Genomic DNA, 14,972 nt, shown 5'->3' with positions numbered 1-14,972 from the left:
CCGAGAGACTCTCTCAGGCTTTCCTCCGGGCGCTTCCCTTCGGTCTTGCTGTCTTGCGTTTCCGACTCTATCAGATCGTTTTCGCGATCCGATTCCCTGTCGACGGGATTGCCGTAGGTCTTGGGCTTTCGCCTGTCGGCCTTTCGACATTCACTACGTTAGCGGGTTTCCCGGCCGATTCATAATCGGCCTTTCGCGAGTTCGAATTCGGGCATGCGAGCACGCCGAATGCGACCCCGCTGAGGGGTAGTGCTACGTAGTGGGTTGGCCGCTTCGGGATGCTGGCGATTGCCGTACCCGGCTCAAGCGGCTCGGGCTACGTTACGCAACGCGCAAGGGCGCGTCAACTTCGGCGTCGCCTGGGGACGTGCGCCCGGTAAGGGCTGACGGTGGGGTCGTCGGCGATCCAGTAGCGCCAGGGGTGGACCCCTCCTTCGCCGGCCACGCCGGTGCGCGGGCCGTTGCGTACCTGGTCACGGGGTGTCACCGTGCCGGTCAGGATGCGCAGCGGGGTGTCGCCGGGGGCGCAGGCGTCCGTGCCGTTCAGGGCGCGGTCGACGTCGAGGGCGGTGGCCAGGCGGGCCGGGCCTTTGGCCAGTTCCTTGTCGTTGCGGGCCGAGAGGCGACGGGTCCGGGCCAGCTCCGCGCCCTCGACGATCTCGCCGGCGCGGAGCAGGACCGCGCTCGATCTGCCCTCGGGGCCGCACACCAGGTTCATGCAGAACCACATGCCGTAGGTGAAGTAGACGTACACGTGTCCGGGGGGACCGAACATCACGTCGTTGCGGGGGGTCCGGCCGCGGTAGGCGTGCGAGCCGGGGTCGTTCTGACCGTCGTATGCCTCGACCTCCGTCAGACGGAGGGTGATTGGGCCGTCCGGGGTGGTGCGGACGAGGACGCGGCCCAACAGGTCGGGGGCCACCTCGAGGACGGGGCGGTCGAAGAACTCCCTGGGCAGGGGCGTACGGTCAGGGGTCGCGATCATGCCGTCCGAGCGTAACGGAGACGGTAGGGGTGGTGGGGTGGTCAGCGGGTGGATGCCTTGCCAAGGTGGGCGCGGAACCGGCCACGGCCGGATCGCGTTTGTAGGGATCAAGGGTTCGGTTCACGCGTAAGCGCTGGAGAAGGAGAGACATGGCGTTCAAGAAGCTGCTCGCGAGTCTGGGAGCCGGCGGGGCCTCGGTCGAGACGGTGCTGAACGAGGTGAACGTCGTTCCGGGCGGGGTCGTCCAGGGCGAGGTGCGGATCCAGGGCGGGTCCGTCAACCAGCAGATCGAGGGGCTGTCGGTCGGGCTCCAGGCCAAGGTCGAGGTGGAGAGCGGCGACCAGGAGTACAAGCAGGACATCGAGTTCACCAAGGTCAGCCTCGGGGGCGCCTTCGAGCTCCAGGCCGGCGCGGTGCACGCGGTGCCGTTCGGTCTTGAGATTCCCTGGGAGACGCCGGTCACGATGATCGACGGGCAGGCGCTGCGCGGGATGAACATCGGGGTGACCACCGAGCTGGCGATCGCGCGGGCCGTGGACTCCGGGGATCTGGACCCGGTCAACGTGCACCCGCTGCCGGCGCAGAAGGCGATCCTGGACGCGTTCATCCAGCTGGGCTTCCGGTTCAAGAACGCGGACATGGAGCGCGGGCACATCCGGGGGACGCGGCAGAAGCTCCCCTTCTACCAGGAGCTGGAGTTCCAGCCGCCGCAGCAGTACCGGGGGCTGAACCAGGTCGAGCTGAGCTTCGTCGCCGACGACCAGGCGATGGACGTCATCCTGGAGATGGACAAGAAGCCGGGGCTGTTCAGCGAGGGCAGCGACACCTTCCGGTCCTTCCAGGTCGGGCTGCACGACTACCAGGGGACCGACTGGGCGGCGTACCTCAACCAGTGGCTGTCCGAGGTCGGCAGCAAGCGGAACTGGTTCTAGGCTCGGAGGCGACTGAACGCTTTCGATCAGGAGGTACCGAGGTGTCCCAGCTCAAGCGGCGGCCGCTCCCCCATGACTTCCACCCGCCCGTGCCGGCGTTCACGGTGACGAGCGAGGACGTCGAGGAGGGCGCGACGCTCAAGGACGCTCAGGTGTACGCGGCCGGCAACACCTCGCCGCAGCTGCGGTGGGAGGGGTTCCCGGCCGAGACCAAGAGCTTCGCCGTGACCTGCTACGACCCGGACGCGCCGACCGGCAGCGGGTTCTGGCACTGGGTGGTGTTCGACATCCCGGCCTCGGTGACCGAGCTGCCGGTGGGTGCGGGCAGCGGGAAGTTCGAGGGGCTGCCGGAGGGTGCCGTCCAGGCGCGCAACGACTACGGCAGCAAGGACTTCGGGGGCGCGGCGCCGCCGGCCGGGGACGGGCCGCACCGGTATGTGTTCACGGTGTACGCCGTGGACGCGGAGAAGCTGGGGCCGGACGCGGAGGCGTCGCCGGCGTTCGTCGGCTTCAATCTGCGGTTCCACACGATCGCCCGGGCCCAGCTGATCGGCGAGTACGAGGTGCCCGCCGAAAGCTGACCCACAATCGAGCGTTCATGGAACGTTTGCTCGCCCCTGGTCTTGGAAGTGATCAGGGGCGGGCATTTTTTTATTGCGTTGTCCATCTCGGCGTGCCCGGCCAGAGTTGATCCAGCCCGCCAGGGGGTGGGCCGGTGCATACGGGAGGTGGGCTGGTCATGCGGGACACGCTGGTGCTGAACGCGAGCTTCGAGCCGCTGTCGACGGTGACGTTGAACCGAGCCGTCGTTCTGGTGCTCCAGGACAAGGCCGTCGTCGAGCAGGCCCACCCCGAACTGCGGATGCGCGGAGCCGCGCTGGACATACCGGCGCCCCGGGTGATCAGGCTGTGCCAGTACGTACGGGTGCCCTTTCGAAGACGTGCGCCGTGGTCGCGGCGGGGAGTGCTGGTGCGGGACCGGCACCGGTGTGCGTACTGCGGGCGGCGGGCCACCACCGTGGACCACGTGGTGCCGCGGTCGCACGGCGGACAGGACACCTGGCTGAACACGGTGGCCTGCTGCGCGGAGGACAATCACCGCAAGGCCAACCGGACGCCGGAGCAGGCGGGGATGCCGTTGCTGCGGGAGCCGTTCGAGCCGACGCCGGCTGATGCGATGTTGCTGGCGCTGGCCAGGGATGACTTTGCCGCGTTGCCGGAGTGGCTGGTGTTGGACGCGGCGTAGCGGTTTCGCCGTGGGGGGTTCGGTTGTTCCCCGGCTGCGGGTTCGTGGGGGTTGGTCGCGCAGTTCCCCGCGCCCCTGGGTGGGCGGCGCGGGGCCTGCGTTCAAAGGTGCTGTCAGTCGATGGTCGGCTTTTCTCGGCGTTCCTGGGCGGGGACCGTGGGGGCGCTCGGGGCGCCGCCCAGGCCGCCGAAGTTGCCCATGGCGCCGGAGAGGCCCTTGAGGGCGTCGCCGATCTCGCTGGGGACGATCCAGAGCTTGTTGGCGTCGCCCTCGGCGATCTTCGGGAGCATCTGAAGGTACTGGTAGGAGAGCAGCTTCTGGTCCGGGTCGCCGGCGTGGATGGCCTCGAAGACCGTGCGGACGGCCTGGGCCTCGCCTTCGGCGCGCAGGGCGGCGGCCTTGGCCTCACCCTCGGCGCGCAGGATCTGGGACTGCTTCTCGCCCTCGGCGCGCAGGATCTCGGACTGCCGGACACCTTCGGCCTGGAGGATCGCGGCGCGCTTGTCGCGGTCGGCGCGCATCTGCTTCTCCATCGAGTCCTGGATGGAGGTGGGCGGCTCGATCGCCTTCAGCTCGACCCGGTTGACGCGGATGCCCCACTTGCCGGTGGCCTCGTCGAGGACGCCGCGCAGGGCCGCGTTGATCTCCTCGCGGGAGGTCAGGGTGCGTTCCAGGTCCATGCCGCCGATGATGTTGCGCAGCGTGGTGACGGTGAGCTGCTCGATCGCCTGGATGTAGCTGGCGACCTCGTAGGTGGCGGCGCGGGCGTCGGTGACCTGGTAGTAGATGACCGTGTCGATGTTGACCACCAGGTTGTCCTGGGTGATCACCGGCTGCGGCGGGAACGGCACGACCTGTTCGCGCAGGTCGATGCGGTTGCGGATGGTGTCGATGAACGGGACGACGATGTTGAGGCCCGCGTTCAGCGTGCGTGTGTAGCGGCCGAAGCGCTCGACGATGGCGGCGCTGGCCTGGGGGATGACCTGGATCGTCTTGATCAGGGCGATGAAGACCAACACCACCAGAATGATCAAGACGATGATGACCGGTTCCATGGTCGTTCCCGTACCCTTCTCCGCCTCGGCGCTCTCGGCAGATCCTGACTGCTGCTGATCTTACGGCTGTTGAGGATCTTGCTGGTCGAGTGTGACAGACCGTCGCCCGCCTCGGGGGCTGTTTCCCCAGTTCGTCGTGGTGATCACAGGATGATCGCGGTCGCGCCCTCGATGTCCACGACGTCCACCTCCTGTCCCACGTCGTAGGAGCGCGCGGTGTCCAGGGAGCGGGCCGACCAGATCTCTCCGGCCAGCTTGATGCGGCCGCCGCCGGAGCCGTCGACGCGTTCGAGGACGACTGCCTGTTTGCCCTTCAACGCCTCGACGCCCGAGACGAGTTGGGGCCGGTCCTCGCGGTGCCGGGCCGCGATCGGGCGGACCACCGCGATCAGGGCGACCGAGACGATGACGAAGACGAGGACCTGTACGACGACGCCGGCCCCGATCCCGGAGGCGATCGCCGCGGCGACGGCGCCCACGGCGAGCATGCCGAACTCCGGCATCGCGGTCACGACGAGGGGGATTCCGAGTGCTGCTGCGGCGACGAGCCACCACACCCATGCGTCGATGTCGTTCACATGGTCATGGTAGGTGCGGGCGTCGCTGCGGGACAGGGCGCAAGGGGGGCGGGGTCAGGACAGCGGGAGGCCCTGCGCGGTCCAGCGGTCGCCGACCTGCTCGACGACGAGCGGGAGGCCGAAGCAGCGGGAGAGATTGCGGGAGGTCAGCTCCAACTCCAGCGGGCCGGCGGCCAGTACCTTGCCCTGACGGATCATCAAGACGTGGGTGAAGCCGGGGGCGATCTCCTCGACGTGGTGGGTGACCATGATCATCGAGGGGGCGATCGGGTCGCGGGCGAGGCGGCCGAGGCGGCGGACGAGGTCCTCGCGGCCACCGAGGTCGAGGCCGGCCGCGGGCTCGTCGAGGAGGAGCAGCTCGGGGTCGGTCATCAGGGCGCGGGCGATGAGGGTGCGCTTGCGCTCGCCCTCGGAGAGGGTGCCGAACCTGCGGTCCAGGAACTCGGTCATGCCCAGGCGGTCGAGGAAGGCGCGGGCGCGCAGCTCGTCGATCTCCTCGTAGTCCTCCTGCCAGGTGGCCGTCATGCCGTACGCGGCGGTCAGCACGGTCTCCAGGACGGTCTGGCGCTTGGGCAGCTTCTCGGTCATGGCGATGCCGGCCATGCCGATGCGGGGGCGGAGCTCGAAGACGTCGGTGCCGGGCCGGCCGAGGGTCTCGCCGAGGATGGTGGCGGTGCCCGCGCTGGGGAAGAGGTAGCTGGAGGCGAGGTTGAGGAGGGTGGTCTTGCCGGCGCCGTTGGGGCCGAGGATGACCCAGCGCTCCCCCTCCTTGACCGACCAGGACACCTCGTCCACGAGAGCCCGGCCCTCACGGACCACGGATACGTCCTGAAGCTCCAGAACATCGCTCATGAGCGCGTTGTCTCCCCTTACAGTGTGGCCGGTCTCGGCTGTGGCGTACGCCTGTGGCTCGGGTGGTCGCGCCGGTGGGCGCAGCCCCTATGAAATCTACGCCACCGGTCGGCCGGGCCGTTCCATCGGTCCGGTCCTTAGGGTGGGGGCATGCTCACGGAACCACGTGCGGGACGACTCGCCTCTTGGGGTAATGCCCTTCTTGTCGGACTTGTATCGCCGGACGACGCGGTGCTCGCGATCGTCGGTGCGGACGCGGTGCACCGGGTGGCCGGGTTGCCGGGTGAGTCGGCGCCGGTCGGGCTGACGCTGGCGCTGGGGCGGCTGCGGGCGCTCGGGGTGACCGGGCTGCGGGTGGCGCTGCCGGCGCCGGGGCATCCGCTGGGGCTGAGCGGGCCGCCGGAGTTCAACGCGCGGGCGCTGGAGGCGGAGCAGGCGGTGGTCTGTCACGGGGCGGCGCTGGGGCTGGTGCCCGAGGTGTACGAGGCGGGGCCCGCGGGTGACGTGCACGTGGAGGTGGTCTGGCACTGTCTGCCGGTGCGCCAGGCGCCGCCCGCGGACGTGCCGTCGCTGTCGGAGGCGGAGCGGGAGCTGGCGGAGGCGCTCCGGGACGCGACGGAGATGCTGACCCGGCTCGATGTGGCCGGGTCGGGGCCGGTGACTCAGGCGGCGGTCGCCGCCTACCGGGCGCGGGCGGAGGCGGGGCGCGAGGTGCTGGCGCCGGGGTATCCGCCGCGGGCGGTGCGGGTGCTGGAGCTGGCGCAGCGGGTGGGGGCGCTGGTGTCGCTGGCGTACGAGAACGGGCCCGGGGGTGCGGTGAGCGCTTCCGAGATGGCGGCGCGCTCGCTGGCGCTGCGGCCGGTGGAGCGGACGGCTCGGCGGGCGCAGGTCGCGGCGTACAACTCCGTGGTGGAGGAGCGGGGGCGGAGGTGAGGTCGTTGAAGGGGTGAGCGGCGTCGAGGTGAGCCGGGTGGGGTGACGCGGTCCGGCGTCGACGGGGTGCCGTCCGCGCCCACCCGTGCCGCCCATGCCGCACGGGTGCCCGCGGGCAGCGGGCAGCCGGCAGCGGCTTTGACGGCACCCCGTCGCACGACAAGGGTCAGCGGTTGAGGCCCAGGTTGCCGAAGGCCGGGTTCAGGACGCCGATGACGCTCACGCTGTTGCCCACGGCGTTGACCGGGACGTGGATCGGCGCCTGGACGACGTTGCCCGAGGCGACGCCCGGGGAGTTGACGGCCTTGCCGTGCGCGTCGGCACCGCCGGTGGCGGAGGCCATTCCGGCACCGGCGGCGATCAGACCGCCGGCCACCATCGTCACGGCCGCTGCCTTCTTCAGGTTCTTCACTTGCAAGCCCTCCTTGCGATCACCGCGGCGGGCGCCGCGGCACGCACTGGAGAACGGCCGGACCCGCCGGAGGTTGCGCCATCCGGGGGACATTCCCACGACGGTATGAATCTCACTTCGGAGTGGAACCTTCCGCATGGCCGTGGCGTACGGCCCACAGGGCGGCCTGGGTGCGGTCCGCGAGGTCGAGTTTCATGAGGATGTTGGAGACGTGCGTCTTCACCGTCTTCTCGGAGAGGACCAGGGCGCGGGCGATCTCCCGGTTGGAGCGGCCGTCCGCTATCAGGGCGAGCACCTCGCGCTCCCGGTCGGTGAGGGAGCCGCCCCTGCCGTGGGCGGCGCCGAAGCCCTCCGCGGAGAGCAGGGCGCCGGCCACCTCGGGCTGGAGCAGGATGTGACCGGCGTGCACCGAGCGGATGGCGCCGGCCAGCGCGTCGGGATCGACGTCCTTGTACACGTATCCGGCGGCGCCCGCGCGCAGGGCCGGGACGACCGTGCGCTGTTCGGTGAAGCTGGTGACGATCAGTACGCGCGCGGGGTGGTCGAGTTCGCGCAGCCGGCGCAGGGCGTCGACGCCGTCCATGCCCGGCATCTTGACGTCCATGAGGATCACGTCGGGGTTCAGCTCCGTGGCGCGGGCGACTCCTTCGGCGCCGTCGGCGGCCTCCCCGACCACCTCGATGTCGTCCTGGACCTCCAGGAAGGTGCGCAGGCCGCGGCGGACCACCTGGTGGTCGTCGACGAGCAGCACCCTGATTGCGTCAGCCACCGGGGACCTCCATCCCGATCGTGGTGCCCTTGCCGGGCTCCGATTCGACGGTCAGCGTGCCGCCGGCCCCGCTGGCCCGGTCCCGCATGGAGACCAGGCCCAGATGGCGTCCCGCGCGGCGCACGGCGAGCGGGTCGAAGCCGCTGCCGTCGTCGGTGACCCGCAGTACGGCGCCGGGACCGGATCGGTGCAGGGTCACGTCGACGTGCTCCGCGCCGGAGTGCCGCAGGGCGTTGTGCAGCGCTTCCTGGGCGACCCGGAGCACGGCTTCCTCCTGGGCGGCGGGCAGGGCGCGGACGCCGTGGCCGGTGAAGGTGACGCGGGCGGTGTGGGCGCGGTCGAGGACCTGGACGTGGGTGCGCAGGGTGGCGAGCAGGCCGTCCTCGTCCAGGGCGGCGGGGCGCAGCTCGACGACGGCGGCGCGCAGTTCGTCGGCGGCCTCGGCGGCCAGCGCGGCGACCTGCTGGAGCTCGCCCTTGGCGCGGGCCGGGTCGCGGTCGACCAGGCGGGCGGCGGCCTGGGCGGTCAGGCGCAGGGAGAACAGTTTCTGGCTGACCGCGTCGTGCAGTTCGTGGGCGAGGCGGGTGCGTTCCTCGGCGATGGTCAGTTCGCGGCTGCGCTCGTAGAGGCGGGCGTTGGTGAGAGCGATGGCGGCGTGCTGGGCGAGGATGCCGAGCAGTTCCTCGTCGTCCTGGGTGAAGCCGCAGCCGCCCTGGGGTTTCGCGCAGTTCTTGTTCGCCAGGAAGAGCGCGCCGATGACCTCGTCGCCGTCCCGGATCGGCAGGCCGAGGAAGTCGACGAGGTCGGGGTGGGCGGCCGGCCAGCCCTCGAAGCGGGGGTCCTCGCGGACGTCGGCGAGGCGCTCGATCCGGGCGTCGTGCAGCATCGCGGCGAGGATGCCGTGCTGGCGGGGCAACGGGCCGATGGCCTTCCACTGCTCGTCGCTGATGCCGTCCACCACGAACTGGGCGAAGCCGCCGTGGTCGTCGGGGACGCCGAGGGCCGCGTACCTCGCGTCGAGCAGCTCGCGGGCCGAGGCGACGATCGTCTTGAGGACGTCGCGCACCTCCAGGTGTCTGCTCATGGCCAGCAACGCGGAGCTGACCGCGGCGAGGCCGGACCGGGGGCCGTGACTCATGACCTCACGGTACCGGCGGGGTGTGACAGCGCGGATCGGGCCTGTGGCGGGCGGTTACGTGGGTCGGTGGTCCTAGGGCGGAGGTCCTGGCCTCTGGGGGGGACTTCTGGGCGGGGGATGTGGGGCTCCGGATGGAGGGGGCCGGTCGGGCGGCTTACGGCGAAGGGACCGGGGGCTTTGCGGCCCTTGTCCGAGGTGGCCGGGGCGGGGTGGTTCCTACGTTGAGGGCGTCGAGGGCGTACCAGTCCTCGGCGGGGACGCAGGGACGCAGGGACGACGAGGGGACGTGGGTGGCATGCCGGTGGCGATCATCACGGGGGCGTCGAAAGGGCTGGGCCGGGCGCTGGCCGAGGCGCTGGCGGGGCGCGGCTGGGACCTGGTGCTGGACGCCAGGACGCCGGGGCCGCTTCAGGCGGCGGCCGACGCGCTGGAGCGGCGGTACGGCACGCGCGTGAGGGCGCTGCCAGGGGACGTCACGGACGCCCGGCACCGGGCCGCGCTGGTGGCGCGGGCGCGGCGGCTGGGCGGGGTGGACCTGCTGGTGAGCAACGCCAGCGCGCTGGGCGCGGAGCCGCTGGTGCGGCTGGCTGAGCTGCCGCCGGCGGGGCTGCGGCGGGCGCTGGAGGTGAACGCGGTGGCGGCGCTGGGCCTGGTGCAGGAGGCGCTGCCGCTGCTGCGCAGGTCCGGCGCGGGCACGGTGGTGACGGTCAGCTCGGACGCCGCCGCCGAGGCGTACGGGACGTGGGGCGGCTACGGGGCGTCGAAGGCGGCCCTGGACCAGTTGGCGGCGGTGCTGGCGGTGGAGGAGCCGGGGCTGCGGGTCTGGGCGGTGGACCCCGGGGACATGGCCACGGACCTGTACGCGGCGGCCGTACCCGACGATGCCGGGCCGCGGCCGGAGCCGGGCGCCGTGGTGCCGGCGTTCCTGCGGCTGCTGGACGAGCGCCCGGCGAGCGGCCGCTACGCGGCGCCGGCGCTGCTGGACGGGCGGCGATGACGCCGGCGGTGCGGGTGCCCGCGGAGCTGTCGGCGCGGGTGCCGGCCGAGCAACGCGGGCCCGGCCTGGACCGGGACGACGTACGGCTGCTGGTGTCGCGGGGGACGGAGGTGGCGCATCACGCGTTCCGGGAGCTGCCGCGGCTGCTGCGGGCCGGGGATCTGCTGGTGGTCAACACCTCCCCCACGCTCGCCGCGGCCGTGGACGGGCGGATCGGGCGGCACGCGCGCGTGGTGGTCCATTTCTCCACGCGCGGGGACGACGGCCGGTGGGCGGTGGAGCTGCGGGAACCGGACGGGCGGGGCACCACGCGCGCGCGTGCGGGACGCGCGGGGGCACGCGCGGGGACTGAGGTGTGGCTGCCCGGGGGTGCCCGTCTGGTGCTGGAGGAGCCGCTGAGCGCGCGGGGGGAGCGGTTGTGGTGGGCGCGGGTGGAGGTGGTGAGGGCTGAGAGGACTGAGAGGGCTGAGGGGAGGGGTGCGGGCGGGACGGGCTCGGCGGGTGGGGTCCGGGCAGACGAGGTCCGGGCAGGCGGGGCGGTCGGGGTCGACGTACCGGGACTGTTGCGGGTGCACGGGCGGCCCATCCGTTACTCCTATACGGCACGGGACCAGCCGCTGTCCGTGTACCAGACGGTGTTCGCGCTGCCGTCCGGCGACGGGGCGGGCAGCGCGGAGATGCCGAGTGCGGCGCGGCCGTTCACCGCGCGGATGGTGGTGGAGCTGGTGCGCCGGGGGGTGCGGTTCGCGCCGGTGACGCTGCATACGGGGGTGGCGTCGGCTGAGGCGCACGAGCCGCCGTATCCGGAACGGTTCGCGGTGCCGGCGGCGTCGGCGGGGCTGATCAACGGCGCTCGGGCCGAGGGCGGCCGGGTGGTGGCGGTGGGGACGACGGCCGTGCGGGCGGTGGAGTCCGCGGCCGGGGCGGACGGGGTGGTGCGGGCCCGGGCCGGGTGGACCGGCCTGGTGGTCACGCCGGAGCGGGGGGTGCGGGTGGTGGACGGGCTGCTGACCGGGCTGCACGAGCCGGTGGCCTCGCACCTGCTGATGCTGGAGGCGGTGGCGGGGCGGGCGGCCATCGACCGGGGGTACGTGGCGGCGGTGCGCGGGCGCTATCTGTGGCACGAGTTCGGGGACGTCCACCTCCTTCTGCCGTGACCGCCCCGGCAGTCACTCACGTATCGCATTGCTCCAGCAACTCCCGGTGAGATGACAGGGGGGCGGGTGTGAGCCCGCGCATAGGGCCCAGATCACGTACGAAGAGGAGTAGGAGTGCGACTCGTCCGTTTTGACCGGGCAGATGGTCCATTCTGCCCGGTTTCTCCTGCGCCTGATCCACTATCCGGCTTCGTACGTCACACCTTTGCCAGCCGATTTTGCGGCCGCTAAGAATTGCTCATGTCGCTCGGTGCCGTGGGCTGTGAACCACGGTGTTCGTGCCGGAAGCACGGAAACCACCCCTGTACTGACGCAGGACGAGAGCGACCTCCGCGCAACTCGAAGAGGTCTATCCCGCCATGCCCAAGAACATCCTCACCCGTGGCCATAGTCGTTCCCTGACCCGCAACCACAAGATCGCCATAGCCGGTGTCGGTACCCTCGGTGCCGCCGCCCTCGCGATCTCCGCGGTGCCCGCCAGCGGTCACACGGCCGCCACGAGCGAGGCCGCCCCGGCGGCCAAGGTGGCGTACAGCTCCGAGCAGATCAAGGACGTCAAGACGTCCGTCACCGACCAGCTCGCCGGTACCGGCGAGAAGCTCGCGGCCATCGACGCGAAGAAGCAGGCCGCCGCCGACGCCAAGGCGAAGGCCGCGGCGAGCGCCGCCAAGGAGCGCGCCGCCAAGGAGTCGACCAGCCGGTCCGCCGAGCGCACCGAGGTCAAGCAGGTCAGCACCAAGAGCTACGCGAACAATCTGAACGGCTGGATCAGCGAGGCCCTGGCCATCATGAAGGACAAGGGCATACCCGGCTCCTACAACGGCCTGCACAAGAACATCATGCGTGAGTCCTCGGGCAACCCGAAGGCCATCAACGACTGGGACATCAACGCCATCAACGGCATCCCGTCCAAGGGCCTGCTCCAGGTGATCCCGCCGACCTTCAAGGCGTACCACGTGGCCGGTACCTCCTGGAACATCTACGACCCGGTCGCCAACATCACCGCCGCGGCCAACTACGCGGCCGACAAGTACGGCACCATCGACAACGTCAACAGCGCGTACTGAGGTCAGCGCGGACCTCTTCGCGTACGAAACGTGCCGAAGGGCGGCACCCCGCAGCAGGGGTGCCGCCCTTCGGGCCGTGCGGGGCGCGGTGGCTACTTGCGCATGACCTCCGGCTCGTGGCGGCGCAGGAAGCGGGCCACCAGGAAGCCGCAGAGCACGCCGAGGGCGAGCACGGCGGCCATGTCCATGCCCCACGCGGCGGCGGTGTGCTCCCAGAGCGGGTCGGCGCCGGTGTCCCCCTCCGGCGGGCTGATCCGGTTGAAGTCCAGGGTGGCGCCGGCCGCGGCGACCGCCCAGCGGGACGGCATCAGGTACGAGAACTGGTTGACGCCGACCGCGCCGTTCAGGGCGAACAGACAGCCCGTGAAGACGACCTGGACGATGGCGAACATGACCAGCAGCGGCATGGTCTTCTCGGCGGTCTTCACCAGCGCGGAGATGATCAGGCCGAACATCATCGAGGTGAAGCCCAGCGCCATGATCGGCAGGCAGAGTTCGAGGAGGGTGAGACCACCGAGGACCACCCCCTCGTCGGGGACCTTCCGGGTGGCGAAGCCGATGACGCCGACCAGCAGTCCCTGGAACACGGTGATCACGCCGAGGACGAAGACCTTGGACATCAGGTACGCGGAACGGGACAGGCCGGTCGCGCGCTCCCGTTCGTAGATGACCCGTTCCTTTATCAGCTCGCGGACGGAGTTGGCCGCGCCGGCGAAGCAGGCGCCGACCGCGAGGATCAGCAGGACCGTGGTGGCGGTGCTGTTCGGGGTGATCAGCTTGATCCTCGGGTCCACCGGGTTGGGCAGCAGACCGGTGCCCCAGTCGATGGGCAGGCTGACCGCGCCGAGCACGGCCGGCAGGACCACCATCAGGGCGAGGAACCCCTTGTCGGACGCGATCACCGAGATGTAGCGGCGCACCAGGGTGGCGAACTGGGCCGTCCAGCCCTGCGGCTTCGGCGGTCGCATCGCCTGCATCGGCGGCATCGCTACGGACTGCGCCGCCACCGCGTCCAGGTCGGCCGCGTACATCTGGTAGTGCTGGGAGCCCTTCCAGCGGCCCGCCCAGTCGTAGTCGCGGTAGTTCTCGAAGGCGGAGAAGACGTCGGCCCAGGTGTCGTAGCCGAAGAAGTTCAGTGCCTCCTCGGGCGGGCCGAAGTAGGCGACGGAGCCGCCCGGCGCGAGCACCAGGAGTTTGTCGCACAGGGCCAGCTCGGCCACCGAGTGGGTGACGACGAGGACGGTGCGGCCGTCGTCGGCGAGGCCGCGCAGCAGCTGCATCACATCGCGGTCCATGCCCGGGTCGAGGCCGCTGGTCGGCTCGTCCAGGAAGATCAGTGACGGCTTGGTGAGCAGTTCGAGGGCGACGGAGACCCGCTTGCGCTGGCCGCCGGAGAGCGAGGTGACCTTCTTGTCCCTGTGGACGTCGAGTTTCAGCTCGCGCAGCACCTCGTCTATGCGGGCCGCGCGCTCCTGGCCGGTGGTGTCGGCCGGGAAACGGAGCTTGGCCGCGTAGGTGAGGGCCTTCTGTACGGTCAGCTCCTTGTGCAGGATGTCGTCCTGCGGGACCAGACCGATCCGCTGGCGCAGCTCGGCGAACTGCTTGTAGAGGTTGCGGCCGTCGTAGAGCACCTCGCCCTCGTTCGCGGGGCGGTAGCCGGTGAGCGCCTTGAGCAGGGTCGACTTGCCGGAGCCCGACGGGCCGATGACCGCGATCAGCGACTTCTCCGGTACGCCGAAGGAGACGTCCTTGAGGATCTGCTTGCCGCCCTCGACGGTGACGGTCAGCCGGCGGGCGGAGAAGCTCACCTCGCCGGTGTCGACGAACTCCTCGAGCCGGTCGCCGACGATCCGGAACGTGGAGTGGCCGACGCCCACGATGTCGGTGGGGCCGAGCAGCCGGGAGCCGCCCTTGTCGATCGGCTGGCCGTTGACGTACGTGCCGTTGTGCGAGCCGAGGTCGCGGATCTCCATGCGGCCGTCGGGCGTCGAGTGGAACTCGGCGTGGCTGCGGGAGACCTGGAGGTCGGAGACGACCAGGTCGTTCTCCAGGGCGCGGCCGATGCGCATCACCCGGCCGAGGGAGATGTGGTGGAAGGTGGTGGGGCTGCGGTCGCCGTAGACGGGGGGCGCGCTCGCCAGGTCGTGTGCGCTGCCGCCGCCGCGGCCACTGCCGTGGCCTGCGCTGTCCGGGCTGTCCGGGCTGTCTGGGCTGTCCGGGACGCCTGCGCCGTGTTGTTGCGGGATGTGGGGCGTGGGTTGTTGGTAGGGCGCGGGTTGCTGGTGGTGGGGCGCGGGGTCGTGGTGGGGTGCCGGGTCGCGGTGAGGTGCGGGGTCGTGGTGTCGTGCGGGCTGGGTCTGTGGGGTGGTTACGGCGGCGGCCGCGCCGGACAGGGTCAGCTGCGGGCCGTCGGTCGCGTTGCCCAAGTGTACGGCCGTACCGGGGCCGAGGTCGGACCGGTGGATCCGGCGGCCCCGCACGAACGTGCCGTTGGTGCTGCCGTTGTCCTCGATCGCCCAACCGCGGCCGTCGAAACGGACCGTGGCGTGCCGCCAGGAGACTCTGGCGTCGTCGAAGACGATGTCCCCCTGCGGATCGCGCCCGAGGGCGTAGGACCTGGACGGATCGAGTGTCCAGGTCTGCCCGTTCGCTTCCAGTACGAGTTCTGGCACCCCAAGCCCCACTGAGTTGTCCCCCGACGTACCCCGGTCACCGGGAGTCTAGGGATGGTGAACATCGGGGGGAACTATTTCAGGCGCGGCTCCTGACCGAAAGCCGGGTCTTGCGTGAACCGGACGAGAGCGCGTCTTCCGTTTCCGTTGACGGGGTTGAAACCAGCCCGGAGAGTGGT

At 70.9% G+C, this 14,972-nt stretch carries 15 protein-coding genes; 7 read left to right on the top strand and 8 right to left on the bottom strand.

Features of this window, described 5'->3' with window-relative positions:
- Nucleotides 1–343 precede the first annotated feature (343 nt).
- Nucleotides 344–985, bottom strand: coding sequence for a DNA-3-methyladenine glycosylase (locus ACTT8P_RS25880; protein ID WP_442834148.1), 642 nt, complete (start codon nt 983–985; stop codon nt 344–346).
- 149 nt (nt 986–1,134) lie between these two features.
- On the opposite strand from ACTT8P_RS25880, the gene ACTT8P_RS25875 reads away from it, so the two are divergent.
- The 3 genes from ACTT8P_RS25875 (at nt 1,135) to ACTT8P_RS25865 (ending at nt 3,163) form a co-directional block, all read left to right on the top strand.
- Entirely contained in the window at nt 1,135–1,917 is a 783-nt protein-coding gene (locus ACTT8P_RS25875) for a sporulation protein (protein ID WP_442834147.1), read from the top strand.
- Nucleotides 1,918–1,958: 41 nt separating this feature from the next.
- Nucleotides 1,959–2,498: a YbhB/YbcL family Raf kinase inhibitor-like protein gene (locus tag ACTT8P_RS25870; RefSeq protein ID WP_442834146.1), complete on the top strand. Its 540-nt coding sequence runs from the start codon at nt 1,959–1,961 to the stop codon at nt 2,496–2,498.
- 158 nt (nt 2,499–2,656) lie between these two features.
- The gene (locus ACTT8P_RS25865) at nt 2,657–3,163 is read left to right on the top strand and encodes an HNH endonuclease (protein ID WP_442834145.1); all 507 of its coding nucleotides are present in this window, start codon (nt 2,657–2,659) and stop codon (nt 3,161–3,163) included.
- A gap of 113 nt (nt 3,164–3,276) precedes the next feature.
- On the opposite strand, the gene ACTT8P_RS25860 is transcribed toward ACTT8P_RS25865, so the two are convergent.
- The 3 genes from ACTT8P_RS25860 to ACTT8P_RS25850 form a co-directional block, all read right to left on the bottom strand.
- A complete protein-coding gene (locus ACTT8P_RS25860; RefSeq protein WP_361173405.1) occupies nt 3,277–4,218 on the bottom strand; it encodes an SPFH domain-containing protein in 942 nt (313 codons plus the stop codon).
- A gap of 143 nt (nt 4,219–4,361) precedes the next feature.
- Nucleotides 4,362–4,796, bottom strand: a complete 435-nt coding sequence (locus ACTT8P_RS25855; protein WP_442834144.1) for an NfeD family protein — start codon at nt 4,794–4,796, stop codon at nt 4,362–4,364.
- Between the two features lie 54 nt (nt 4,797–4,850).
- Nucleotides 4,851–5,648, bottom strand: coding sequence for an ABC transporter ATP-binding protein (locus tag ACTT8P_RS25850; RefSeq protein ID WP_361173411.1), 798 nt, complete (start codon nt 5,646–5,648; stop codon nt 4,851–4,853).
- 150 nt (nt 5,649–5,798) lie between these two features.
- Here ACTT8P_RS25850 and ACTT8P_RS25845 point away from each other — a divergent pair, with 150 nt between their 5' ends.
- Nucleotides 5,799–6,581, top strand: coding sequence for a hypothetical protein (locus tag ACTT8P_RS25845; RefSeq protein WP_442834143.1), 783 nt, complete (start codon nt 5,799–5,801; stop codon nt 6,579–6,581).
- 166 nt (nt 6,582–6,747) lie between these two features.
- On the opposite strand, the gene chpE is transcribed toward ACTT8P_RS25845, so the two are convergent.
- From chpE to ACTT8P_RS25830, 3 genes are all read right to left on the bottom strand, one after another.
- Nucleotides 6,748–6,993, bottom strand: a complete 246-nt coding sequence (chpE, locus tag ACTT8P_RS25840; RefSeq protein WP_442834142.1) for a chaplin ChpE — start codon at nt 6,991–6,993, stop codon at nt 6,748–6,750.
- Nucleotides 6,994–7,105: 112 nt separating this feature from the next.
- Nucleotides 7,106–7,762: a response regulator gene (locus tag ACTT8P_RS25835; protein WP_442834141.1), complete on the bottom strand. Its 657-nt coding sequence runs from the start codon at nt 7,760–7,762 to the stop codon at nt 7,106–7,108.
- Nucleotides 7,755–8,900, bottom strand: a complete 1,146-nt coding sequence (locus ACTT8P_RS25830) for a GAF domain-containing sensor histidine kinase (protein ID WP_442834140.1) — start codon at nt 8,898–8,900, stop codon at nt 7,755–7,757. The genes ACTT8P_RS25835 and ACTT8P_RS25830 overlap by 8 nt, the downstream gene beginning before the upstream one ends.
- Nucleotides 8,901–9,195: 295 nt before the next feature.
- On the opposite strand from ACTT8P_RS25830, the gene ACTT8P_RS25825 reads away from it, so the two are divergent.
- The 3 genes from ACTT8P_RS25825 (at nt 9,196) to ACTT8P_RS25815 (ending at nt 12,121) form a co-directional block, all read left to right on the top strand.
- Nucleotides 9,196–9,897 (top strand): SDR family NAD(P)-dependent oxidoreductase, encoded by a 702-nt coding sequence (locus tag ACTT8P_RS25825; RefSeq protein WP_442834139.1) that lies wholly within the window; start codon nt 9,196–9,198, stop codon nt 9,895–9,897.
- Nucleotides 9,894–11,054, top strand: coding sequence for an S-adenosylmethionine:tRNA ribosyltransferase-isomerase (locus tag ACTT8P_RS25820; RefSeq protein WP_442834138.1), 1,161 nt, complete (start codon nt 9,894–9,896; stop codon nt 11,052–11,054). The genes ACTT8P_RS25825 and ACTT8P_RS25820 overlap by 4 nt, the downstream gene beginning before the upstream one ends.
- 359 nt (nt 11,055–11,413) lie before the next feature.
- Nucleotides 11,414–12,121: a transglycosylase SLT domain-containing protein gene (locus ACTT8P_RS25815; protein ID WP_442834137.1), complete on the top strand. Its 708-nt coding sequence runs from the start codon at nt 11,414–11,416 to the stop codon at nt 12,119–12,121.
- A 92-nt stretch (nt 12,122–12,213) separates the two neighbouring features.
- Here ACTT8P_RS25815 and ACTT8P_RS25810 read toward each other — a convergent pair whose 3' ends face one another.
- The gene (locus tag ACTT8P_RS25810; protein ID WP_442834136.1) at nt 12,214–14,793 is read right to left on the bottom strand and encodes an FHA domain-containing protein; all 2,580 of its coding nucleotides are present in this window, start codon (nt 14,791–14,793) and stop codon (nt 12,214–12,216) included.
- Nucleotides 14,794–14,972: the final 179 nt, after the last annotated feature.

This window comes from Streptomyces sp. JW3, assembly GCF_052216785.1.
Lineage (GTDB): Bacteria > Actinomycetota > Actinomycetes > Streptomycetales > Streptomycetaceae > Streptomyces.
The sequence above is the reverse complement of the archived record's forward strand: the minus strand, read 5'-3'. Positions and strand labels throughout refer to the sequence as shown.

Bases quoted from the DNA above. Each gene is read 5' to 3' on its own strand.
- ACTT8P_RS25845 (WP_442834143.1), top strand. From the start codon at position 5,799: ATGCTCACGGAACCACGTGCGGGACGACTCGCCTCTTGGGGTAATGCC.
- ACTT8P_RS25830 (WP_442834140.1), bottom strand. From the start codon at position 8,900: ATGAGTCACGGCCCCCGGTCCGGCCTCGCCGCGGTCAGCTCCGCGTTG.
- ACTT8P_RS25865 (WP_442834145.1), top strand. From the start codon at position 2,657: ATGCGGGACACGCTGGTGCTGAACGCGAGCTTCGAGCCGCTGTCGACG.
- ACTT8P_RS25875 (WP_442834147.1), top strand. From the start codon at position 1,135: ATGGCGTTCAAGAAGCTGCTCGCGAGTCTGGGAGCCGGCGGGGCCTCG.
- ACTT8P_RS25880 (WP_442834148.1), bottom strand. From the start codon at position 985: ATGATCGCGACCCCTGACCGTACGCCCCTGCCCAGGGAGTTCTTCGAC.
- ACTT8P_RS25815 (WP_442834137.1), top strand. From the start codon at position 11,414: ATGCCCAAGAACATCCTCACCCGTGGCCATAGTCGTTCCCTGACCCGC.
- ACTT8P_RS25820 (WP_442834138.1), top strand. From the start codon at position 9,894: ATGACGCCGGCGGTGCGGGTGCCCGCGGAGCTGTCGGCGCGGGTGCCG.
- ACTT8P_RS25850 (WP_361173411.1), bottom strand. From the start codon at position 5,648: ATGAGCGATGTTCTGGAGCTTCAGGACGTATCCGTGGTCCGTGAGGGC.
- ACTT8P_RS25825 (WP_442834139.1), top strand. From the start codon at position 9,196: ATGCCGGTGGCGATCATCACGGGGGCGTCGAAAGGGCTGGGCCGGGCG.
- ACTT8P_RS25860 (WP_361173405.1), bottom strand. From the start codon at position 4,218: ATGGAACCGGTCATCATCGTCTTGATCATTCTGGTGGTGTTGGTCTTC.